16 protein-coding genes are annotated in these 19,076 nt (G+C 74.0%); 6 read left to right on the top strand and 10 right to left on the bottom strand.

Going from position 1 to position 19,076, the window contains the following annotated elements; genetic code table 11:
* The first annotated feature begins 80 nt into the window (after window positions 1–80).
* From ACGFI2_RS25185 to ACGFI2_RS25175, 3 genes are read left to right on the top strand one after another with little or no spacing between them, the layout of a single operon-like run.
* A complete protein-coding gene (locus ACGFI2_RS25185; protein WP_393521320.1) occupies window positions 81–701 on the top strand; it encodes a hypothetical protein in 621 nt (206 codons plus the stop codon).
* A gap of 27 nt (window positions 702–728) precedes the next feature.
* Window positions 729–1,241 (top strand): NUDIX hydrolase, encoded by a 513-nt coding sequence (locus ACGFI2_RS25180; protein WP_393521318.1) that lies wholly within the window; start codon window positions 729–731, stop codon window positions 1,239–1,241.
* A gap of 40 nt (window positions 1,242–1,281) precedes the next feature.
* A complete protein-coding gene (locus ACGFI2_RS25175; protein WP_393521316.1) occupies window positions 1,282–2,499 on the top strand; it encodes a hypothetical protein in 1,218 nt (405 codons plus the stop codon).
* On the opposite strand, the gene ACGFI2_RS25170 is transcribed toward ACGFI2_RS25175, so the two are convergent.
* The 5 genes from ACGFI2_RS25170 to ACGFI2_RS25150 all read right to left on the bottom strand — a co-directional run bounded on the left by ACGFI2_RS25170 (window position 2,445) and on the right by ACGFI2_RS25150 (window position 6,326).
* Window positions 2,445–3,002 carry a DinB family protein gene (locus ACGFI2_RS25170; protein WP_393521314.1) on the bottom strand — a complete coding sequence of 186 codons (558 nt, stop codon included), beginning with the start codon at window positions 3,000–3,002 and terminating at the stop codon, window positions 2,445–2,447. The two genes, ACGFI2_RS25175 and ACGFI2_RS25170, sit on opposite strands and share 55 nt — an antisense overlap.
* A gap of 66 nt (window positions 3,003–3,068) precedes the next feature.
* Window positions 3,069–4,130: an ABC transporter permease gene (locus tag ACGFI2_RS25165; protein WP_393521312.1), complete on the bottom strand. Its 1,062-nt coding sequence runs from the start codon at window positions 4,128–4,130 to the stop codon at window positions 3,069–3,071.
* The gene (locus tag ACGFI2_RS25160; protein ID WP_393521310.1) at window positions 4,127–5,047 is read right to left on the bottom strand and encodes an ABC transporter ATP-binding protein; all 921 of its coding nucleotides are present in this window, start codon (window positions 5,045–5,047) and stop codon (window positions 4,127–4,129) included. The genes ACGFI2_RS25165 and ACGFI2_RS25160 overlap by 4 nt, the downstream gene beginning before the upstream one ends.
* Complete coding sequence (locus ACGFI2_RS25155; RefSeq protein WP_393521308.1) at window positions 5,044–5,478, bottom strand: GntR family transcriptional regulator; 435 nt, start codon at window positions 5,476–5,478, stop codon at window positions 5,044–5,046. Before ACGFI2_RS25155 ends, ACGFI2_RS25160 begins: the two co-directional genes overlap by 4 nt.
* Window positions 5,479–5,558: 80 nt before the next feature.
* Complete coding sequence (locus tag ACGFI2_RS25150; RefSeq protein WP_393521306.1) at window positions 5,559–6,326, bottom strand: SDR family NAD(P)-dependent oxidoreductase; 768 nt, start codon at window positions 6,324–6,326, stop codon at window positions 5,559–5,561.
* A 54-nt stretch (window positions 6,327–6,380) separates the two neighbouring features.
* On the opposite strand from ACGFI2_RS25150, the gene ACGFI2_RS25145 reads away from it, so the two are divergent.
* Window positions 6,381–6,977, top strand: a complete 597-nt coding sequence (locus ACGFI2_RS25145) for a TetR/AcrR family transcriptional regulator (RefSeq protein WP_393521304.1) — start codon at window positions 6,381–6,383, stop codon at window positions 6,975–6,977.
* A 1-nt stretch (window position 6,978) separates the two neighbouring features.
* Here the strand turns inward: ACGFI2_RS25145 and ACGFI2_RS25140 are convergent, their stop codons facing one another.
* The gene (locus ACGFI2_RS25140) at window positions 6,979–7,704 is read right to left on the bottom strand and encodes a TetR/AcrR family transcriptional regulator (RefSeq protein ID WP_393521302.1); all 726 of its coding nucleotides are present in this window, start codon (window positions 7,702–7,704) and stop codon (window positions 6,979–6,981) included.
* 28 nt (window positions 7,705–7,732) lie between these two features.
* On the opposite strand from ACGFI2_RS25140, the gene ACGFI2_RS25135 reads away from it, so the two are divergent.
* A complete protein-coding gene (locus tag ACGFI2_RS25135) occupies window positions 7,733–8,857 on the top strand; it encodes an FAD-dependent oxidoreductase (RefSeq protein WP_393521300.1) in 1,125 nt (374 codons plus the stop codon).
* Between the two features lie 28 nt (window positions 8,858–8,885).
* Here ACGFI2_RS25135 and ACGFI2_RS25130 read toward each other — a convergent pair whose 3' ends face one another.
* Window positions 8,886–9,170, bottom strand: coding sequence for a DUF2277 domain-containing protein (locus ACGFI2_RS25130; protein ID WP_393521298.1), 285 nt, complete (start codon window positions 9,168–9,170; stop codon window positions 8,886–8,888).
* A 267-nt stretch (window positions 9,171–9,437) separates the two neighbouring features.
* On the opposite strand from ACGFI2_RS25130, the gene ACGFI2_RS25125 reads away from it, so the two are divergent.
* Window positions 9,438–10,190, top strand: coding sequence for a GNAT family N-acetyltransferase (locus ACGFI2_RS25125; RefSeq protein ID WP_393521296.1), 753 nt, complete (start codon window positions 9,438–9,440; stop codon window positions 10,188–10,190).
* Between the two features lie 91 nt (window positions 10,191–10,281).
* Here ACGFI2_RS25125 and ACGFI2_RS25120 read toward each other — a convergent pair whose 3' ends face one another.
* The 3 genes from ACGFI2_RS25120 to ACGFI2_RS25110 are packed head-to-tail and all read right to left on the bottom strand — an operon-like array spanning window position 10,282 to window position 19,075.
* The gene (locus ACGFI2_RS25120) at window positions 10,282–15,768 is read right to left on the bottom strand and encodes an amino acid adenylation domain-containing protein (protein ID WP_393521294.1); all 5,487 of its coding nucleotides are present in this window, start codon (window positions 15,766–15,768) and stop codon (window positions 10,282–10,284) included.
* Window positions 15,768–18,890, bottom strand: a complete 3,123-nt coding sequence (locus ACGFI2_RS25115; RefSeq protein WP_393521292.1) for an amino acid adenylation domain-containing protein — start codon at window positions 18,888–18,890, stop codon at window positions 15,768–15,770. The genes ACGFI2_RS25120 and ACGFI2_RS25115 overlap by 1 nt, the downstream gene beginning before the upstream one ends.
* Window positions 18,887–19,075, bottom strand: coding sequence for an MbtH family protein (locus ACGFI2_RS25110; protein WP_393521290.1), 189 nt, complete (start codon window positions 19,073–19,075; stop codon window positions 18,887–18,889). Before ACGFI2_RS25110 ends, ACGFI2_RS25115 begins: the two co-directional genes overlap by 4 nt.
* Between the last annotated feature and the right edge of the window lies 1 nt (window position 19,076).

Below are 19,076 nucleotides of genomic sequence, written 5' to 3'. Positions count from 1 at the left end.
GATGTCGGATGCCCGTCACGCGCCGCGCTCGCCGGGCCGGCGGCCGGCGGCGACGATGAGCGGAGGTGAGGAGGACAGCCGTGGGTGGTCTGGCGCAGGAACTGGTGAAGAAGCTCGCCGAGGAGCTGGTGAAGATGCTCCTCACCTGGGTCGTCCCGAAGGTGCTGCGGTCGGCGCCGCAGCCGGCCCCGCCGGACTGCCCGCGCTGCGGCGGGTACGGCGTGGCACGGTGGGCGCCACCGTCGGCGACGGCGGTGTTCGTGCTCTCGCTGCTGGCGTTCGTCTGGGGATTCGCCGCGACCGTGCTCGGCGTACCCGTGGTCGTGCTCCTCGTCGCGTTCGGGGTGCGTGACGCCTGGGCGGGTGACCTGACGGCGGCGCTGCCCGGACTGGCCGCGCCGCTGGGTCTGGTGGCGTCCGGCACGGTGATGGTGGCGGGCGCCGCCGGGATGGCCTGGTATCACAGCTTCCCGCCGCGGGTCTGCCGGCGCTGCCACGGCCGGTGGCCCCGCCGGGACCGGGCGGAGTACCTGCGGATGGTGCGGTCGGTGGTGTTCGCCTGCCGGTGCGGCCAGCGGCTGCGCGCGCCGGGTGCCCCGGCCGGAGTCCGGGTGCGCTGCCCCCGCTGCGGCACGGAGCGGGTCGCGCCCACCGTCAAGCCCGGTGCGGAGAGGGGCCCCTTCCTCCACCGGAAGCGTTGAGCGGGGGCCCCTCCTTAGGCTGCGGGCATGGAGTTGCCCAGCGATCTGCCGTTGTTCGAGCGAAGCGCGGTGCGGGTGGTGGTGCTCGACGTCGCCGACCGGGTGCTGCTGTTCCACACCCGGGACCCGGAGCACCCCGACCTGGGGGTGTGGTGGGAGCTGCCCGGCGGCGGGCTGGACCCGGGTGAGACGTACCGGGAGGCGGCGGTGCGCGAGCTGCGCGAGGAGACCGGCATCGTGGTCGCGCCGGACGAGGTCGGCGCGCCGACCTGGCGGCGGCGGGCCAGCTTCCGGCACCGGCAGCGGCGGCACCTGCAGGACGAGGTGGTGGTGCCGGTGCGGCTACCCGGTCCGGGGCCGGAGGTGGACGGTGCGTCCCGGCTGGACTACGAGGTGGAGGACTACTTCGGGTTCCGCTGGTGGCCGCTGGCCGAGGTGCTCGCCGACCGGCCGCGCTGCTATCCCGGCCGGCTGCCGGAGCTGCTGCCGGCGTTCCTCGCCGGCGAGGAGATCGACGAGCCGTTCGAACTGTGGTCCTGACCGACGTGCCGGTGGGCGCGTCAACGGGCAGAGTGGAACGGTGACTCCTCTCCACGCACCCCTGGCCCACTACGCCGAGCGGCTGCACCGCGCCGCCGGTGACACCCACCACGTCGCCTCGCCGCTGGGCGCCTGGCTGCTGCTGGCGCTGACCGGCCCGGCCGCCACCGGCGAGGCCCGGGCGGCGCTGGCCGAGGCGCTCGGCGCCGACCCGGACGACGCCGCCGCGGCGGCCCGGGCGTTGCTCGCCGCACCCCACCCGATGGTCGCGGCGGCCACCGCGCTGTGGGAGCGGACCCCGTTCGAGGAGCTGGCCGAGTGGCGGGCCGGCCTGCCCGAGCAGACCGAGCGGGGTCCACTGCCCGACCAGGCCGCGCTGGACGCCTGGGCCCGGGAGCGCACCGGCGGTCTGATCGAGCGGTTCCCGGTCGACGTCGCCCCGGAGACGCTGCTGATCCTGGCCAACGCCCTGGCCACCCGGGTTTCCTGGGCCGACCCGTTCGAGGTGGCGCCGGCCGCGGAGCTGGGCGCGGGCAGCGCCTGGGCCGGCCGGCTGCGGCAGGTGCTCCGGACGCCCCCGGTCGGGCACCGCGCCTGGGTGGCGGCCACCGAGCGGGCCGGCGACGTGGCGGTGCACGTGGCGCCGGCGCAGGTGGGTGACGACGGCGCCGGGATGCTCGTGGTGTCGGTGGTCGCCGCGCCGGACGTGCCGCCCGTGGAGGTGCTGGCCGCCGCGCGGGAGCTGGCCGTCACCGCCGCCGTCGTCGGGGACGGGCCGGCGCCGGGACGCCTGTCGCTGTTCGACCTGCCGCTGGGCGAGACCCCGCTGTGGACGCTTCGGGAGGAGCCGACCCGGACGTTCGCCCGGGACGGCCGGGAGGAACGCGCCACCGCCGTGCTGCCGTGCTGGGCCGCGCGCAGCCGGCACGACCTCACGGCGGCCGGGTTCGGCTTCGACGCGGCGGCCCGGGCGCTGGGCGAGCTGCTCGGGCTGGCCAAGCCGCCGTTCGAGGCGGCGCAGTCGGCGGTGGCGCGGTTCGGCCGCTACGGCTTCGAGGCCGCCGCGGTGACCGCGTTCGGGATGGTGGCCGGGCTGCCGCCGGAGGGTGTCGCCCGCGTCGCCGACCTGCGCTTCGCCCATCCGTACGCGGTGGTCGCGGTGGCCACGGACACCGCGGGCGGCCCGTGGCACGCCCTACCGGTCTACTCCGCCTGGGTCACGGACCCGGAGGACGTCCCGGCCGACGAGGCCGGCTGACGGGGCCCGACGTCGAGGATCTGCTCGCGGAGGATGTCCGCGTGCCCGCAGTGCTGCGCGAGCTCGCGCAGCACGTGCAGGTAGACCCACCGCAGCGGAAGCGGGCCACGCCGGTGCCCGCGCAGGACGTCGTCGGGGCCCAGGGACGACGTCGCCCGCCGCGATGCCTCGCAGGCTTCGCGGTGTGCCTGCCGGACGGTGGCGATCGTGTCGCCGTCGTCGAGGACGAAGGAGTCCTCCGACCGCTCGGGGATGCCGATCTGCGCGCGTGACCGGCCCGTGACGGCCTCGTCGAACCAGACCTTCTCCACGAAGGTCACGTGCTTCACCAGGCCCAGCAGCGTGGTCCGGGAGGCCACCAGGGACCGACGCGCCTGCTCCTCGGTCAGCCCGTCCAGGCAGCCGTCGAGCGCCGCGCGGTGCTCGTCGAGAAACGCCTCGAACTGGCCGCCGGGCGGCAGCGCGACGACCCGGTCGGCGAAGGTGGGCGGGAAGGAAGGCATGGGCGAAGCATTCCAGACCGCCGCCCCGGAGAGCGTCCGCTTCCGGGGCGGGATCGGCGACCGGGGTCAGCCCGCGCTGAGGTCGATGCGGCGGACGATCCACCAGACGGCGAGCAGGGCCAGCGCGGTCAGACCCAGGTAGCCGGACGCGACGATCAGGTGGAAGTCGGGGATCCGGCTGCCCGGCTGGTACAGCAGGTGCTGCTCAAGGTGGTTGCGCGCGAAGCAGGCGAGCGTCTCGCCGGTGCCGTTGTCGGGCTGGCAGAGGCGTTGCAGCTCGACGCCGGTGAGCTCGCGCCCGGAGGCGGTGAACGCGCCGGACGGCCCGTCGATCCCGTAGTCGACCATGCCGCCGTCAACGACCAAGGCGTTGCCGCGAAGCACATCGAGGTTCGGACCGCCGATGGGGCGGTGCGCGGACAGCGGCTCCATCAGGGTGGGATAGCGCCACTGGACGAGGTAGGTCAGGCCGATGAAGCCCGCGATCACGGCGAACACGGCGGGAAGCGTGCGTCTGATCGCGCCACCGAGTGCGACGCCGACCGCGAACCAGGCGAGGCTGATCGCCACCGGCAGCATCCCGGTGTTCAGGAACGGCAGGTAGTCGAAGAGGGTCACCGGGCCGACCAGGGCGGTCGTCCGCTGGAGGTGGTCGCTGACGACGCCGACGACCGCCGTCACCGTCGCCACGAACAGGCCGAGCAGACCCAGCCTGGTCCACAGCCAGCGCGTCGGGGAGACGTCCTGGCTCCAGGCCAGCAGCAGCGTCCGCTGCTCGTGCTCCCTGGCCAGCACCGGGACGCCGATGAACAGGCCGACCAGCAGCGGCATGTACTGCACCAGCCGCTCCAGGGCGGCCAGGGTCAGGCTCAGGGGTTCGGACCCGCCGAGCCGCCGGCCCTGCGGGGAGTTCTCCGGGCAGAACGTCTCGTGGCACTGGTGCCACAGGTCCGTCAGCTCCATCGACAGGTAGGTCATCCAACCCGCCAGGACCCCGGCCAGGACGAGCGTGGCGACCAGAGTCCAGCGGTGCTGGCGCCAGGTCAGCCACAGCAGGCCGCGCAGCCCCGCGCCGGACCCGGCATCCTCCCGGCGCTGCGCGGGGGCGGTGTCCACGACCACGTTCATGAAACCGCCTCCAGATTGCGGGATTCCGTGGCCGACGCCCTGAGGTAGGTCAGGATCAGCTCGTCCAGGGTGAGGGACTGGGCCGCCCAGCCGGGCGCGACCACGGCGTGCGCCGTCGGGGTCGCCGGCTGCCGGAGCACGAACGTGGACTGGCGGTCGGTGTGCCGCGCCTGGACGATGACGCCCGGGCCGGGCGGCTGGTCCGCGCGCGGCCCGGTCAGCCGTACGTGGCCGTCGAGCAGCTCCTCGACGTCGCCGGTGAGCACGGGCCGGCCCGCGTCGAGCAGCAGCAGATGGTCACCGACGCCACTGAGCTCGGCGATGATGTGGGTGGAGAGCATGATGGTCATGTCGCCGTCGGCGGCCTCCGCCATGAGTTCACCGGTCACCTCGGTGCGGGCCACCGGGTCCAGGTTCGCGAGGGGCTCGTCCAACAGCAGCACCGCCGGGCGGGAACCCAGGGCGACCGCCAGCGCGACCTGGGCCCGCTGCCCACCGGAGAGCCTGCCGCAGCGGCGGTCCAGCGGAATGTCGAAGCGTTCCAGCCAGGACAGCGACCGCCGCTGGTCCCACACCCGGTTCGTGGACCTGCCGAAGCGGAGCATGTCCGACACGCTGAAGTCCCGGTAGAGCGGCTTGTCCTGGGCCAGGATCGCGACCCGGCTGCCGGCGGAACCGCCCTCGTCGCCGGACCTGCCTCGCAGCACCGGCCGGCCGTGGACCAGCAACGAGCCGCTGGTGGCCGCCAACGTGCCGGCGATGATGCTCATCAGCGTCGACTTGCCCGCGCCGTTCGCGCCGACCAGCGCGATGATGCGGCCGGCCGGCAACTCGAAGCTGCACTCCCGCAGCGCCCAGACGGCGCCGTATCGCCGGCTGACGTCGCGCGCCTCCACGGCGACGGACTGCGCGCTCATGCGGCGCCCTCCTTCCCATACCCCGCGCCCGGCGCCGGCGGCGCGGTTCGTCGGGTCGAGTTCTCCACGATCACCGAGGCGAGCAGCGCCTGGACGTCCTCGTCCTCCAGGCCGGCCTCGCGGGCCTGGTCGAGCCACCGGGCCAGGCTGCCGCGCAGCCGGGCCATGACGTGCGGGTCGGCGTGACCGAGCGTGCCGCTGACGAAGGTGCCCGCGCCCTGCCGTGCCTCCACCAGGCCGGACAGCTCCAGCTCCCGGTAGGCCTTGAGCACCGTGGTCGGGTTGACCGTGCACGAGGTCACCACGCTGCGCACGGTGGGGAGTTGGTCCCCGGGCCGCAGCGTCCCGATCCGCAGCCCTTCGCGCACCTGGCGTACCAGTTGGGCGTAGGCGGGGACGCTGCTGGATCGGTCGACATGAAAGTTGATCACCTGGTGACCCTCCTCATCCGCTCCGGACGTCACGGATTGTTCTGGTTAAGTAGAACACCAGCCAATAAACATGGCAAGGGTCAGACGCGCGGGCCCAGGAACAGGCCGCCGCTGGCGTCGACGACCTGCCCGGTGACCCAGCGTGCGGCGTCGGAGGCGAGGAACGCGACCACGTCGGCGACGTCGCCGGGAGCGCCCAGCCGGCCGAGCGCCGTCATACCGGCGATCAGGTCGGCGAGGCCCGGGGTCTCGAAGACCGGCCCGTTGGTCGCGGTCCGGGTGGCGCCGGGCGCGACCGCGTTCACCGTGACGCCCCGGGAGCCGAGCTGGTTGGCCAGCGTGCGGGTCATCGTCTCGACCGCGCCCTTGGTCATGGCGAACGAGGTCTGGGTGGCGTTGGCCATCCGGGTCGCCACGGACGACACCGTGACGATCCGGCCGCGGTCGTCGCGGAACAGCGGCAACGCGCGCTCGATGATGAAGTACGGCGCTCGCACGTTGACCGCGAACAGGTGGTCGAAGGCGGCGCGGGTCGTGGCGCCCAGCGGACCGGCGGGTGGCGCCGCCGCGTTGTTGACGAGGATGTCCAGCGGCCGCCCGGCCAGGTGGGCCTCGACGCCCGTGAACAGCGTCTCGACATCCCCGTCCACGCCCAGCGCCGCGCGGACGGGGTACGCCGTCCCACCGGCCCGCGCGATCTCGCCGACCGTCGCCGCCGCACCGTCCTCGTCCGAGCCGAAGTGCACGATGACGGCGGCCCCCCGAGTTGCCAGCCGGATCGCGACAGCCGCCCCGATGCCGCGCGACGCGCCGGTCACCAGGGCCGTCCTGCCGATCAGATCGTTCATGATGTTAGCCGCTCCCAACTTGTTAGTGACTACCAGGCTGGTAGTGTCTAGCATGTGGAGGAGCGGCACTCAACCCTGCGGGAGAAGCGACGGGCCGAGACGCAGCGCGTGATCCAGGCGCACGCGGTCCGGTTGTTCGTCGCGCGCGGCTACGACGGCACGACGGTGAACGACGTCGCCGAGGCCGCCGGCGTGTCCCCGATGACGGTGTACCGGCACTTCCCGACCAAGGAGGACCTCGTCCTGGTCGATCAGAACGGCCCACTGGTCGCCGAGCGGATCGCCGCGACGCCGGCCGGGCAGCCGCTCGTCCGCCGCATCGGCGGCGCGCTCGTCGAGTCGGCGCGGACGCTTACCGCCGGCGACGACCGGTTCCTGCTGGCCCGCCTGCGACTGATGATCGCGACACCCGCCCTGCGGGCCCGCCACCTGGACAACCACCACGTGCTGCAACAGGCCATCGTGGACGGCCTCGGGGACGAGGCCGCCGACCCGGAGCGGGCCTTTCAGGCCGCGGCGGCGGCCAGCGCCTGCCTGGCGGCCATGCACACCGCGCTGGTGCGGTGGGCGGCGGAGGACGGGCGCCGCGACCTGCCCGACCTCATCGGCGAGGCGTTCGCCGCGGCCTTCGGCGACGCCGCACCCCGGTAGGTCACGGCCGGGGGCGGCCGGCGATGCCGTCCAGCACGATGGTCAGGTTGTGGTCGAAGGTTTCCGCGGCGTCGAGGTGGGCGCCGTCGACGACGAGCCGGGCGACGGTGGGATAGCGGCCCGTGTCGAGCATGCGGGTCAGGTAGGGCCCGAGCGCGGCCTGCCAGGCGGACACGTCGACGCCTGTCGCCCGCGCGGTGCGCCGCTCGGTGACCTCCCGCCGGAGCGCGCCGACGAGGTACGCGTTGAAGGCGCCCAGCGCCCGCTGGAGGTCGTCGACATCGCGAACGCCCGGGGCCCGGGCGAGCGCCGCCGCGGTCGCCTCCGCCACGGCGAGCCCGTGCGGCCCCAGGTGCGGCCGGGAGCCGAGCAGGTCGGCGAACCACTCGTGGTCGAGGGCGGCCTCGCGGGTCGCCCTGGCGAAGGCGCGCGCCGCGGCGCGCCACCCCTCGGGCGGGGCGGTCCCGGCGATGCCGGCGTACACCGCGTCGACCATCACGTCGAGCAGCTCGGCGCGGTTGAGCACGTAGTCGTAGAGCCGCATCGGCCCGACGCCGAGGTCCTTGGCGAGCTTGCGGAGCGACAGCCCGTCGAGGCCGTCCGCGTCGGCGATCCGGGTCGCCGTGGTGACGATCTTCGCGCGGGTCAGCGGCACCGGCGTCGCCCGGGGGCGGGGCTCGGGCCGTTCCCAGATCGGCAGCGATGCGTTACCGTACGGCGTATCCACGGAATACAGTGTACGGCAAGGAGACCCGATGCGCATCGCGATCGCCGGCGGCGGCCTCGGCGGCCTCACGCTGGCCCGGATCCTGCACCTGCACGGCATCCCCTCGGTGGTGTACGAACGCGAGGCGCACCGGACCGCGCGCTCGCAGGGCGGCTCGCTCGACCTGCACCCGGAGTCCGGGCAGCGGGCCCTGGCCGAGGCCGGTCTCGAGGAGGTGTTCCGCTCCGCGGCCCGGACCCAGGGCGAGGAACACCGCATCCTCGACCCGGCCGGACGCACGCTCGTGCACCACCGGCCGCAGCCCGGCTCGTTCTCCGGGCGGCCCGAGATCGACCGTCGCACGTTGCGTGATCTGCTGCTCGACTCGCTCCCCGCCGACACGGTGGCGTGGGGTCATCGGCTCGTCGCCGCGACCCCGCGACCCACCGGCGGTTTCGCGCTGACGTTCGACAACGGCCGACACGCCGACTGCGACGTCCTGGTCGGCGCGGACGGCGCCCGCTCGGTCCTGCGGCCACTGCTGACCGACACGACACCGTCCGCGATCTCCACGGCGGTGGAGTTGACCATCCGCGACGCCGACCGGCGCCACCCGGATCTCGCCGAGTTGGTCGGCCCCGGCAACCTCTGGTGCGTCGGCGAGTGCCGGATCCTGTCCGGGCAACGCCTCGGCGACGGCGACATCCGGGTCGGGGTCACGCTGCCGGCCGACGACCGCGACCCCGACAGCTACCGCAGCAAGCGCGCACTGCTCGAGGAGTTCGACGGCTGGGCCCCCCGCCTCACCGCGCTCATCGAGGCCGGCGACGGCACGCCCGTCCCGCACCGGATCGAGGCGCTGCCCATCGGCGCCCGGTGGGCCCACCGGCCCGGCGTCACGCTCATCGGTGACGCCGCGCACCTCATGCCGCCGGTCGGCGAGGGGGCCAACCAGGCCATGCTCGACGGCGCCGAACTCGCCGCCGCGCTCGCCGCCCACGTCGGCGACCCCGACTCGGCGATCCGGGCGTACGAGGAGGCGATGTTCGCCAGGATCCGCCCGATCGCGGAGATGTGCGACCGGGTGCAGGAAATGATGCTCTCCCCCACCGCGGGCGACGAACTCGTCCGCTTCTTCGGTCGACGACCCGCCGAACCGGCGCCCGTCGACTGACGAAAGGCGACGGCGCGCGCCGGTCGACTCAGGACGTGGCCGCCCTCGGCCCGTAGCGTTCGGCCGCGCGCGCCTTCGCCTTCGCGGCCTCCACCTCGCGGTCGCGCGAGGGCGCCTTCGTCACGAGGTGGTCCAGCAGCGTCCGGGTGGCCGTGGTGACGGCGCGGACCGCCTCGTCGAACGCCTCCTCGTTGGCCGCGGACGGCCGGGTCGCGCCGCTGACCTTGCGCACGTACTGAAGGGCGGCGGCTTCGATCTCGTCGTCGGTCGCGGGCGGCTCGAAGTTGTGGAGCACGCGAATGTTCCGGCACATGCCTCCACCATGCCAGCCCGGTCCGACACCCGCACCGACCCGATGGTTGACAGGCCGGCGCCGCCTGCGGCAGGCTTGCCGCCGACCACGCGTTCGGCGTGGCACTCCGCATGAGGGAATGACGCCTGTGATCCGGGTGGGCCGAGCGGCCGCCTGAGTGTCGACCGCGCGACGGATGACCGTCGCGCCGTCCGGCCACGGTTCGGCGGTCCGACGCATCGTCCGTCCACCGTCCGTTCTCTCCTGCATCGAGGTGCTATGTTGATCATGGATGCTCGCGTCCAACAGTGCGTCGTCGCCACCCTGTCGGCGCGTCCCGCGGCCGTGGAGGTGGGGCCGTTCGTGGTGGGTGTCGACCCGACCACGGCCAGCCCGCACATCAACTACGCCACGCCCCGCCCGGGGTCGGCGATCACCGCCGCCGACGTCACCGCGCTGATCGCCGCGTTCCGCTCGGCCGGTCGCAAGCCCCGCCTGGAGTACGTCGCCAGTTGCGCCCCCGGCCTGGAGGCGCTGCTGACCGCCGCCGGGTTCGTCGTGGCGGCCCGGCACACCTACCTGGTCTGTCTGCCCGACACGCTGCGGACACCGCCCACGCCCGCCGGCGTCGAGCTGGTCGAGCCGCGCACCGATGACCAGCGGGCCGCGTTGATCGGCGCGCAGAACGAGGCGTTCGGCGAGAAACCGGTGGCCACCGCGGCCGATGTGGCCCGGCTCCGGCGCCAGCAGGAGGCCGGCGCCGTGGCCGTCATGGCGGTCGCCGGATCCGGCGCCTGCGCCGGCGGCGGCGGGGCGCCCCCGCCCGCGGACGCGGTGAGCGAGGTCGCCGGCATCGCCGTCCGCGAGCCGTACCGCCGGCGGGGCCTGGCCGGCGCGATCACCGCCGAGACGACCCGGCAACTCTTCGACGCCGGCGCGGAGGTGGCCTGGCTGGAGGCCGGCGGCGCGGAGTCGTGGCGGGTGTACCAGCGCGTCGGCTACCGACCCGCCGGCGAACGGCTGTACGTCGCCGCCGACTGACGCCGAGGTGAGGTGAGGTGATCAAGGAGTTCGCGTCGGCCCCGGCCGGGAACCGACGCGAACTCCTTGATCAACCGCGCGGGGTGGGGTGTCAGACCGGGACGGCCTCCCGGGCCTCCGCCTTGGCGGCCAGGCGCTTCTCCCGCTCCTGGGCGCCGATCAGGTCGTCCGGCAGGGAGTCCTCGACCTCCAGGTCGAAGCGGCGCAGCAGCCGGATCCCGAAGCCGCCCAGGGTGATCAGGATCAGGATCACCCCGAAGCAGACGTACGCGAAGCCGATGCCGCGGCCCGGACCGGTGCCGATCACCTCGCCCACCGTGCCGGCGAGCGACCCGCCCGGGGCGAGCATCGGCTCGAACAGGGCGGTGGCGGCCGGCGCGAGCAGCGCGAACCCGATCGGCAGGGTGGACCAGGAGATGGTCTGGTTCAGGCTGAACACCCGGCCGTGGAAGCGCTGCGGCACCTTCACCTGGACGATCGTCGCGTAGATCGACTGCGCGGTGGTCATCGCCATGGCCAGCCAGCAGAAGCCGACGCAGATCATCACGATCGACGCGTCCAGCCCGATCAGCACGCAGCCGATCGCGGTGCCCAGGTTGCCGATCAGCACGCCGATCATCCGCCGCTTGCGCGGCCCGCCCCACAGCGACATCAGCACCCCGCCGAGCACCGCGCCCACGGCCTCGGCCAGCGCCACCTGGGCCACCTGGGTCGGGCTGCCGAACGACAGCACCAGCGGGGTGGCGAGCACCAGCGCCGGCGCCAGGAAGATGTTGCCCAACGCGAAGTAGCCGAGCATCAGCCGGAACCCGCGGTGCCGCCAGGAGTAGCGCATGCCGTTCGCGATGGCCACCAGCAGCCGCTCGCGGGGCCGCCAGCCGAGCAGGTCCGGGAAACGGACCACGGCCAGGGTGAGCACCGCGACCACGTAGCTGGCCACGTCGACGACCAGGATGCCCTTCAGCTCGATCGCGGCGAGCAGGCCGGCGGCGAAGGCCGGCATCAGCAGCGTGGCCACGCCGGTGGAGAGCTGGGTGATGCCCATCGCGTGCCCGAGGTAGCGCTTCGGCACCAACTGGGGCACCGCCGACTGGAACGCGATCCGCTGGAACGACCCGGCCACCGAACTGAACGCCACCAGCAGGTAGATGTGCCAGAGCACCAGGTTGTCGGTCCACAGCAGGGCGGCCAGCACCAGTTGGACCGCGCCGGCCACGCAGCTGGCCAACATCATGATCCGGCGTCGGCTGACCCGGTCCACCAGGGCGCCGGCGACCGGCAGCATGAGCACGCCGCAGATCAGCGCGAGCGCCCAGAGCAGCCCGAGGTCGGCCACCGAGCCGGTGCGGTTGAACAGCCAGATCGGCAGCGCGAACGCGGTCAGCGCCGACCCGGTGCTGGAGACGAGCTGCCCGACCGTGACCGCCAGGAACCGGCCCATGCTGGGTTTGACCGTGGTGGCGGGCTTGCCGGTGTCGCCGACCCGCAGCGTGTCGTGCACCGCCCAGCCGGCGTCCTCGCCCCGGGCCGCCGGGTCCAGCCCGCCGACGTCGCCGGCCACCACCGCCGGGTGCACCTGGGTGACGATCTCGGCCAGCTCCTCGGCGCGGTACTTCAGGAAGAAGTGCCCGGCCTGGTCGAGCACGACCAGCCCCAGCGTGTCGCTGAGGAACTGCCACTCGGCGTACCGCTCGCGGTAGTAGTCGGTGACCGGGTCCTCGGAGCCGACCACCGAGATGATCGGGGCGCGCAGCTTCGTCGCCTGCCGGTCCAGCAGGCCGGTGAAGTACTCCTCCGAGGCGCGGGAGTCGGCCCGCATGTTGCTGATGATCCGGTCCGCCTGCTCCGGCTCCAGCTCGTCGGTGTCCACGCCCATCGACTTGAGCCAGCTCGCGTAGTGCTTGTTGCTGCGCAACTGCTCCAGGCGGTTGCGGGCGGCCGCGAAGGGCCCCTTCGGGCGGGCGAACGGGAACATCGCGCCGATGTAGACGGCGTCCAGGTCCCGGCCGGCCGCCTCCACCTTGCGGGCCACCTCGGCGACGATCGCGCTGCCCACGCCGCAGTGGCCGTAGAGCGCGATCGGCCCCTCCACCCGCTCCACGATCTCGTCCGCGACCCGGGTGGTGAGTTCGTCGAACGGCAGCCCGTCCTCGCTGAGACCGACGTCGTGACCGGGGATGGCGAGCGACCACAGCCCGTAGCCGGCCGGCAGCGCGTCGGCGAGCGGCTGGTAGACGATGGCGCTGCCACCGCCGTACGGGACGCAGACGTAGGTCAGCACCCGCTTGCCGGCCGGGATCGGCTTGGTCAGCTCGTAGAGCAGCCGACGCGGCCCCTCCTGCGTCGCGTCGCCGGAGATGAACGCGGCCAGGTCGCGGATTGTGCGCTGCTGGAACAGGTCCATCACGCCCACCGCCCGGCCGCCCAGCTCCGCCTTGCGGATCTTCGCCACCACCTGGGTGGCGAGCATGGAGTGCCCGCCCAGGTCGAAGAAGTCGTCGTCGATGCCGAGCGTCTCCACGCCGAGCACCTCGGACCAGATCGCGGCCAGCGCCCGCTCGGTGTCGTCGCGCGGCTCGACAAGCGCCACCGACGCCTCGCGGGTGACCACCGGGGCGGGCAACGCCTTGCGGTCGAGCTTGCCGTTGGGGGTCAGCGGCAACGCGTCCAGCGTGACGAACGCGGCCGGCACCATGTATTCGGGCAGCGTGTCCTTCAGCGCCGCCTTCAGCGCGGTGTGCTCGGCCGGCCCGACCAGGTAGCCGGTGAGCCGCTTGTCGCCGGGGCTGTCCTCGCGGACGATCACCGTGGCCTCGGTGACACCGGGCTGCTCGCGCAACGCGCTCTCGATCTCGCCCAGCTCGATCCGCAGGCCGCGCAACTTCACCTGGTGGTCGATCCGGCCGAGGAACTCGATCACCCCGGCGCCGTCCGGCCCGACGACCCAGCGGGCCAGGTCGCCGGTGCGGTAGAGACGGGCCCCCGGCTCGGCCGAGAACGGGTCGGGGACGAACTTCTCCGCGGTCAGCGCCGGCCGGCGGTGGTAGCCGCGGGCCAGCCCGGCCCCGCCGATGTGCAGCTCACCGGCCACCCCGACCGGGCACACCGCCCCGGACGGGTCGAGCACGTGCAGCCGCAGGTTGGCGATCGGCGCGCCGATCGGCACCGCGCTCACCTCGGCCAGCCGCGCCGGCTCGCACGGCCAGGCGGTGACGTCGATGGCCGCCTCGGTCGGACCGTAGAGGTTGTGCAGGCCGCACCAGGGCAGCCGGGTGGTGAAGTCGACCGCCGAGGTCAGCGGCAGCTCCTCACCGGAGCAGATCACCCGGCGCAGCGCGGTGGCCGCCTCCACGCCCTCCTCGGCGAGGAAGACGGTCAGCATCGACGGCACGAAGTGGGTGGTGGTGATCCGCTCGGACACCAGCAGGTCACGCAGGTAACCGGCGTCCTTGTGCCCGCCCGGCTTCGCCAGCACCAGCCGGGCGCCGGTGCGCAGCGGCCAGAAGAACTCCCAGACCGAGACGTCGAAGCTGGCCGGCGTCTTCTGCAGCACCGCGTCGTCGGCGCCGAGGCCGTACGTCTTCTGCATCCAGTCGAGCCGGTTGACGATGCCCCGGTGGGTGTTCGGCACACCCTTCGGGCGGCCGGTGGAGCCGGACGTGTAGATGACGTACGCCAGGTGCTCCGGACCGGCCAGCGGCGTCGGATCGGTGGCCGGCCGGTCGGCCCAGATCGCCGCGTCGTCCAGGTCGAGCACGGTGGCGGTGGTGCCCGGCAGCACGTCGCGCAGGTGCGACTGGACCAGCACCACCGGCGCGTCCGCGTCGGTGACCATGAAGGCGAGCCGGTCCGCCGGATACTCCGGGTCCAGCGGCAGGTAGGCGCCGCCGGCCTTGAGTACGCCGAGCAGGCCGGCGACCAGCTCGACCGAGCGTTCCGCGCACACCCCGACCAGCGTCTCCGGGCCGACGCCGGCCGCGCGCAGCCGGTGCGCGATGCGGTTGGCGTCCGCGTTGAGCTGCGCGTACGTGCGGCTGTGCCCGTCGATGGTGACGGCGACCGCGTCCGGGGTGGCGGCGGCCCGCTCCTCGATCGGGCCGTGCAGCGTCTGCGCGCGCGGGAAGTCCGCCGCCGTGTCGTTCCAGCCGGCCAGCAGCGCGCGCTCCGCGTCCGGCAGCAGCGGCAGCCGGGAGACCGGAGTGTCCGGCGCGGCGACGACCGCGTCCAGCAGGGCGGTCCAGCGCCGCGCCATCCGCTCGACCGTGTCCCGGTCGAACAGGTCGGTGTTGAAGACCAGCTTGCCCCAGAGCCCGTCGACGGTCTCCACCGCGTGCAGCTCGAAGTCGAACCGGGTCGCCTTCAGCTCCATCGGGGTCCACTCGAAGGTGACCTCGTCGGTGCGGGACACCCCGCGGAACCGGCCCATCTCGTAGTTCTGCAGCACGAACATGGTCTGGAACACCGGGGAGCGGCTGACGTCGCGGGCCAGCCCCAGCTCGTGCACCACCTTGGCGAACGGGACGTCGGCGTGCTCGAAGCCGTCGAGCACGCTGCGGCGGGTACGGGCCAGCAGCTCGGTGAAGGTCGGGTCGCCGGCCAGCTCGGCACGCAGCGGCAGCATGTTGATGAACATGCCGACGACGTTCTCCAGCTCCGGCGCGGACCGGCCGGCCACCGACGCGCCGACGGCGAAGTCGTCCTGGCCGGCGTGCCGCGCCAGCAGCACCTGGTACGCCGCGAGCAGCGTCATGAACAGCGTGCCGCCGCTGTCGCGGGCGAGCGCGTTCAGCGCCTCGGTGGCCGCCGGGTCGAGCTGGAACTCGACGAAGTCACCCCGGTAGGTCTGGGTGGCCGGGCGCGGCCGGTCCAGCGGCAGCTCCAGCGGAGTGATCCCCGCGAGGCGCTGCTTCCAGTAGTCCACGTGCCCCCGGGCCTGCGGGCCGTCCAGCTCCCGAACCTCCCAGGCGGCGAAGTCGCCGTACTGGATCGGCAGGGCGGGCGGCTCGCCGCCCCGGTAGAGCGTGATCAGGTCGCGCAGCAGCACGTCCACCGACCAGCCGTCGCCGACGATGTGGTGCTGGCCGAGGAAGAGCACGTGATCCTCGACGTTCATCCGGATCAGCAGCGCGCGCAGCAGCGGGCCGTGGGCCAGGTCGAACGGCTCGGCCGCCGCCGCGTCGACCAGGGCCTGCGCGGCGGCCTCGTCGGCCGCCTCCACCACGGTCAGCGGGATGTCCGGCGTCTCGGCGACCACCACGGTGGGGCGGCCGTCGGCGTCCGCCGGGAAGCGGGTGCGCTGCGACTCGTGCCGGGCGCCGAGCGCGGCCAGGGCCGCGCGCAGCGCCTCGACGTCGAGCGGTCCGCGCACCCGCAGCGGCACCGCGATGTGGTACGCGGCCTCGCCCGGGGCGAGCTGGTCCATGAACCAGACCCGCTCCTGGGCGTAGGACAGCGGCACCGGCGCGCCGTCGGGCCGGGGGGTGATCCGGGGCGCGGGGGCGGCCTGGCGGGCGCGGAGTCGCTTGGCGATCAGCGCCTGCCGGGCCGCTTCGCGGGCCGGATCCTTCAGGTCGGTCATCAGTTGTCGTCCTCTTCCGCCGCGAGCAGCGCGGCGACCTCGGTGTCGGAGAGACCGTCGAGTTCGGCGGCGATCCGCTGTTCGATCTGGGCGGCCAGGTCGGCCACCACGGGGCTGGAGAACAGCGCCCGCATGGGCAGGTCGACGTCCACCTCGGCGCGGATCCGGGCCATCGCCCGCATGCCCCGCAGCGAGTTGCCGCCGAGGGTGAAGAAGTCGTCCAGCGCGCCCACCTTCTCCACCTGGAGGATGTCGGCGTACACCTCGGCGACCAGGCCCTCGGCCTCCGTGCGCGGCGCGACGTAGCTGTCCTCGGTCGGCTCGGTGGCCGCCGGGGCGGGCAACGCGGCCCGGTCCAGCTTGCCGTTCGGGGTCAACGGCAGCGCGTCGAGTCGCACCAGGGCGGCCGGCACCAGGTGCGCCGGCAGCTCGCGGGCCAGCTCGGCGCGGACGGAGTCCTCGTGGGCGGGGCCGACCAGGTAGCCGACAAGCATCGGTTCGCCACCGCCACCGCCGTCGACGCGGACCGCCGCGGCGGCGGCCCGCACGTCCGGGTGCGCCAGCAGCGCGGCCTCCACCTCGCCCAGCTCGATCCGCATGCCACGCACCTTGACCTGATCGTCCCGGCGGCCCAGGTAGTCCAGCGTCCCGTCGGGACGCCGGCGGGCCAGGTCGCCGGTGGCGTACATCCGGGCGCCGGGCGGGCCGTACGGGCAGGGCAGGAACCGCTCCGCGGTCAGGCCGGGACGGTCGTGGTAGCCGCGGGCCAGCTGGACGCCGGTGACGTACAGCTCGCCGACCACGCCCGGCGGCACCGGCTGGAACGCGCCGTCGAGCAGCAGCCCCCCGGTGTTCCAGGTGGGCCTGCCGATCGGCACCGGACCGGGGGGCACCGGCTCGCCGGGGGCGATCCGGGCCGCGACGCAGCCGACCGTCGCCTCGGTCGGGCCGTACTCGTTGACCACCGCCACCTCGGGGTGCGCGGCCCGCCAGCCGGCGAGCTGCTCGCCGCTCAGCGCCTCGCCGCCGATCACCAGGTCGGTGGTGGGCGACAGCTCGCCGTCGAGCAACGGCAGATGGCTCGGGGTGACCTTGAGGAAGGCCGGCCGGCCGCCGGCCCGGGCGGCCGGGGAGTCGATCGCGGCCAGCCGCACCGTGCCGCCGGCGGTGAGCGTGCCGAGCAGGCCGGTGACGGTGAGGTCGAACGAGACCGGCGAGTGCAGCAACGCGACGCCGGTCAGCCCCGGGTAGGTCTGCCGGGCCCAGGCCAGATAGGCGGTCACCGCCCGGTGCTCGACCACCACGCCCTTCGGCCGGCCGGTGGAGCCGGAGGTGTGCAGCACGTACGCCGGGTGCCCGGGGCGCAGCGGGGCGACCCGGTCGGCGTCGGTGAGGTCGTCGCCGGGCTGGTCCGCGCCGACCTCCCCGTCGAGCACCAGCGTGTCGCCGGAGGCCGACGCGGCGGTGTCGCCAGTGGTCACCACCAGCGCCGGCGTGGCGTCCGACAGCAGGTAGGCGATCCGACCGGCCGGGTAGGCGGGGTCCACCGGCAGGTACGCGGCGCCGGACTTCAGCACCGCGAGCATCGCCACCACCAGCTCGCAGGAGCGGGGCAGGAGGAGCGCGACCCGGGTCTCCGGGCCGGCGCCGCGGGCCACCAGCAGCCGGGCCAGCCGGTTCGCCGCGCTGTTCAGCTCGGCGTAGCTGAGCGTCACCCCGTCGCAGACCAGCGCGGCGGTGTCCGGGGTGGCCGCGGCCTGCCGCTGCACCTCGTCGACCACGGTGGTCACCGGCACGTCGTACGTGGTGTCGCCGCCGAGCACCAGGTCCCGCTCGTCGTCGGTGAGCAGCGGCAGCGCGCCTACCGCGCGCCCCGGCTCGGCCACGGCGGCGGCGAGCAGCCGCACGTAGCGCCGCACCACCGCCGCCGCGGTCCCCCGGTCGAACAACGCGGTCCGGTAGACCAGCCGGGACTCCCCGGTGGTGATGTCGAACGCCAGGTCGTCCTTGGTGGTGCCCAGCTCCACCGGGTCGAGGCCGGAGTCCGGGATCCAGTTCAGGGCGGTCTGGAAGACCGGCTGCACCGACGGGTCACGCTGCGGGTCCACCGCCTCGACGATCTTCTGGAACGGCGTCTGCCCGTGTTCCATCGCGTCGATGAGGCCGTTGCGCACCCGGCCGAGCAGCTCGGCGAAGGTCGGGTCGCCGGAGACGTCGCAGCGCAACGCCACCGGGTTGACGAACATGCCGATCAGCGGGGCCAGCTCGGGGTTGTCGCGGCCCGCGGTGGAGACGCCGACCACCACCTCGGTGTCGCCGGAGATCCGCGACAGCAGCGCCGCGAAGCCGGCCAGCAGCACCATGTACGGCGTGGCCTGCGCGCCGACCGCCAGCGCGCCGATCCGGTCGAGCAGGCCGTCGGGCAGCGCGAAGCGCACCTCGTCGCCGGCGAAGCCGAGCTGGGCCGGGCGGGGCCGGTCCAGCGGCAGGCCGGTGACCGCCGGCGCGCCGGCCAGGTGACCGGTCCAGAACGCCAGCTGCCGCTCCAGCGCGTCGCCGGTGAGCTGCTGGCGCTGCCAGACCGCGAAGTCGGCGTACTGGATGGGCAGGTCGGGCACGGCGGGCTCGGCGCCGGTGCGCGCGGCCTCGCAGAACGCGGCGAGTTCGGCGTGGAACAGCACCGCCGAGTGGCTGTCGAACACCGCGTGGTGCGCCACGAACGCCAGCGCCCAGGCGTCCTCGAGGCGGATCAGCCGGGCCCGCCACAGCGGCGCCGCGTCCAGCGGGATCGGGGTGCGGGCCAGCTCGCCCCGGAGCCGCTCGAACTCGGCCAGCCGCTCACCGGCGGGCAGGTGGCTCAGGTCGACGGTGGCCAGCGACGTCGGCTCGTGGGCGCGCACCACCTGCACCAGCGCGCCGTCGTCGACCCGCAGGTGGGTACGGAGCGCCTCGTGCCGGGCCACCACCCGGTTGACCACGTCGCTCGCCGTCCGCGCGTCCACGCCGGCCGGGAAGGCCCACGGGACGGAGACGTTGAACACCGGCGAGCCGGCGTCGAGCTGGTTGGCCATCCACACCCGTTCCTGGGCGTACGAGGCCGGGAAGGTCCACTCCTGACTCATGAGGTTCCCTCGCGTACCGAGCGGGGACGCATGTCGGTCCAGACCTCGTCCACGTGGGCCAGGCACTCCTCGCGGCTGCCGGCGAAGCCGGTGTCGTGCCAGCCGGCGGGCAGCTCCCGGTCGGCCGACCAGATTGAGTACTGCTCCTCGTCGTTGCGGACGACCAGGAATCGGGCTTCGGCCATG

It is taken from the genome of Micromonospora sp. NPDC049282, assembly GCF_043197045.1.
Taxonomy (GTDB): Bacteria; Actinomycetota; Actinomycetes; order Mycobacteriales; family Micromonosporaceae; genus Micromonospora.
Note: the sequence above shows the minus strand (reverse complement) of the source record. Positions and strands in the feature narration are given on the sequence as shown.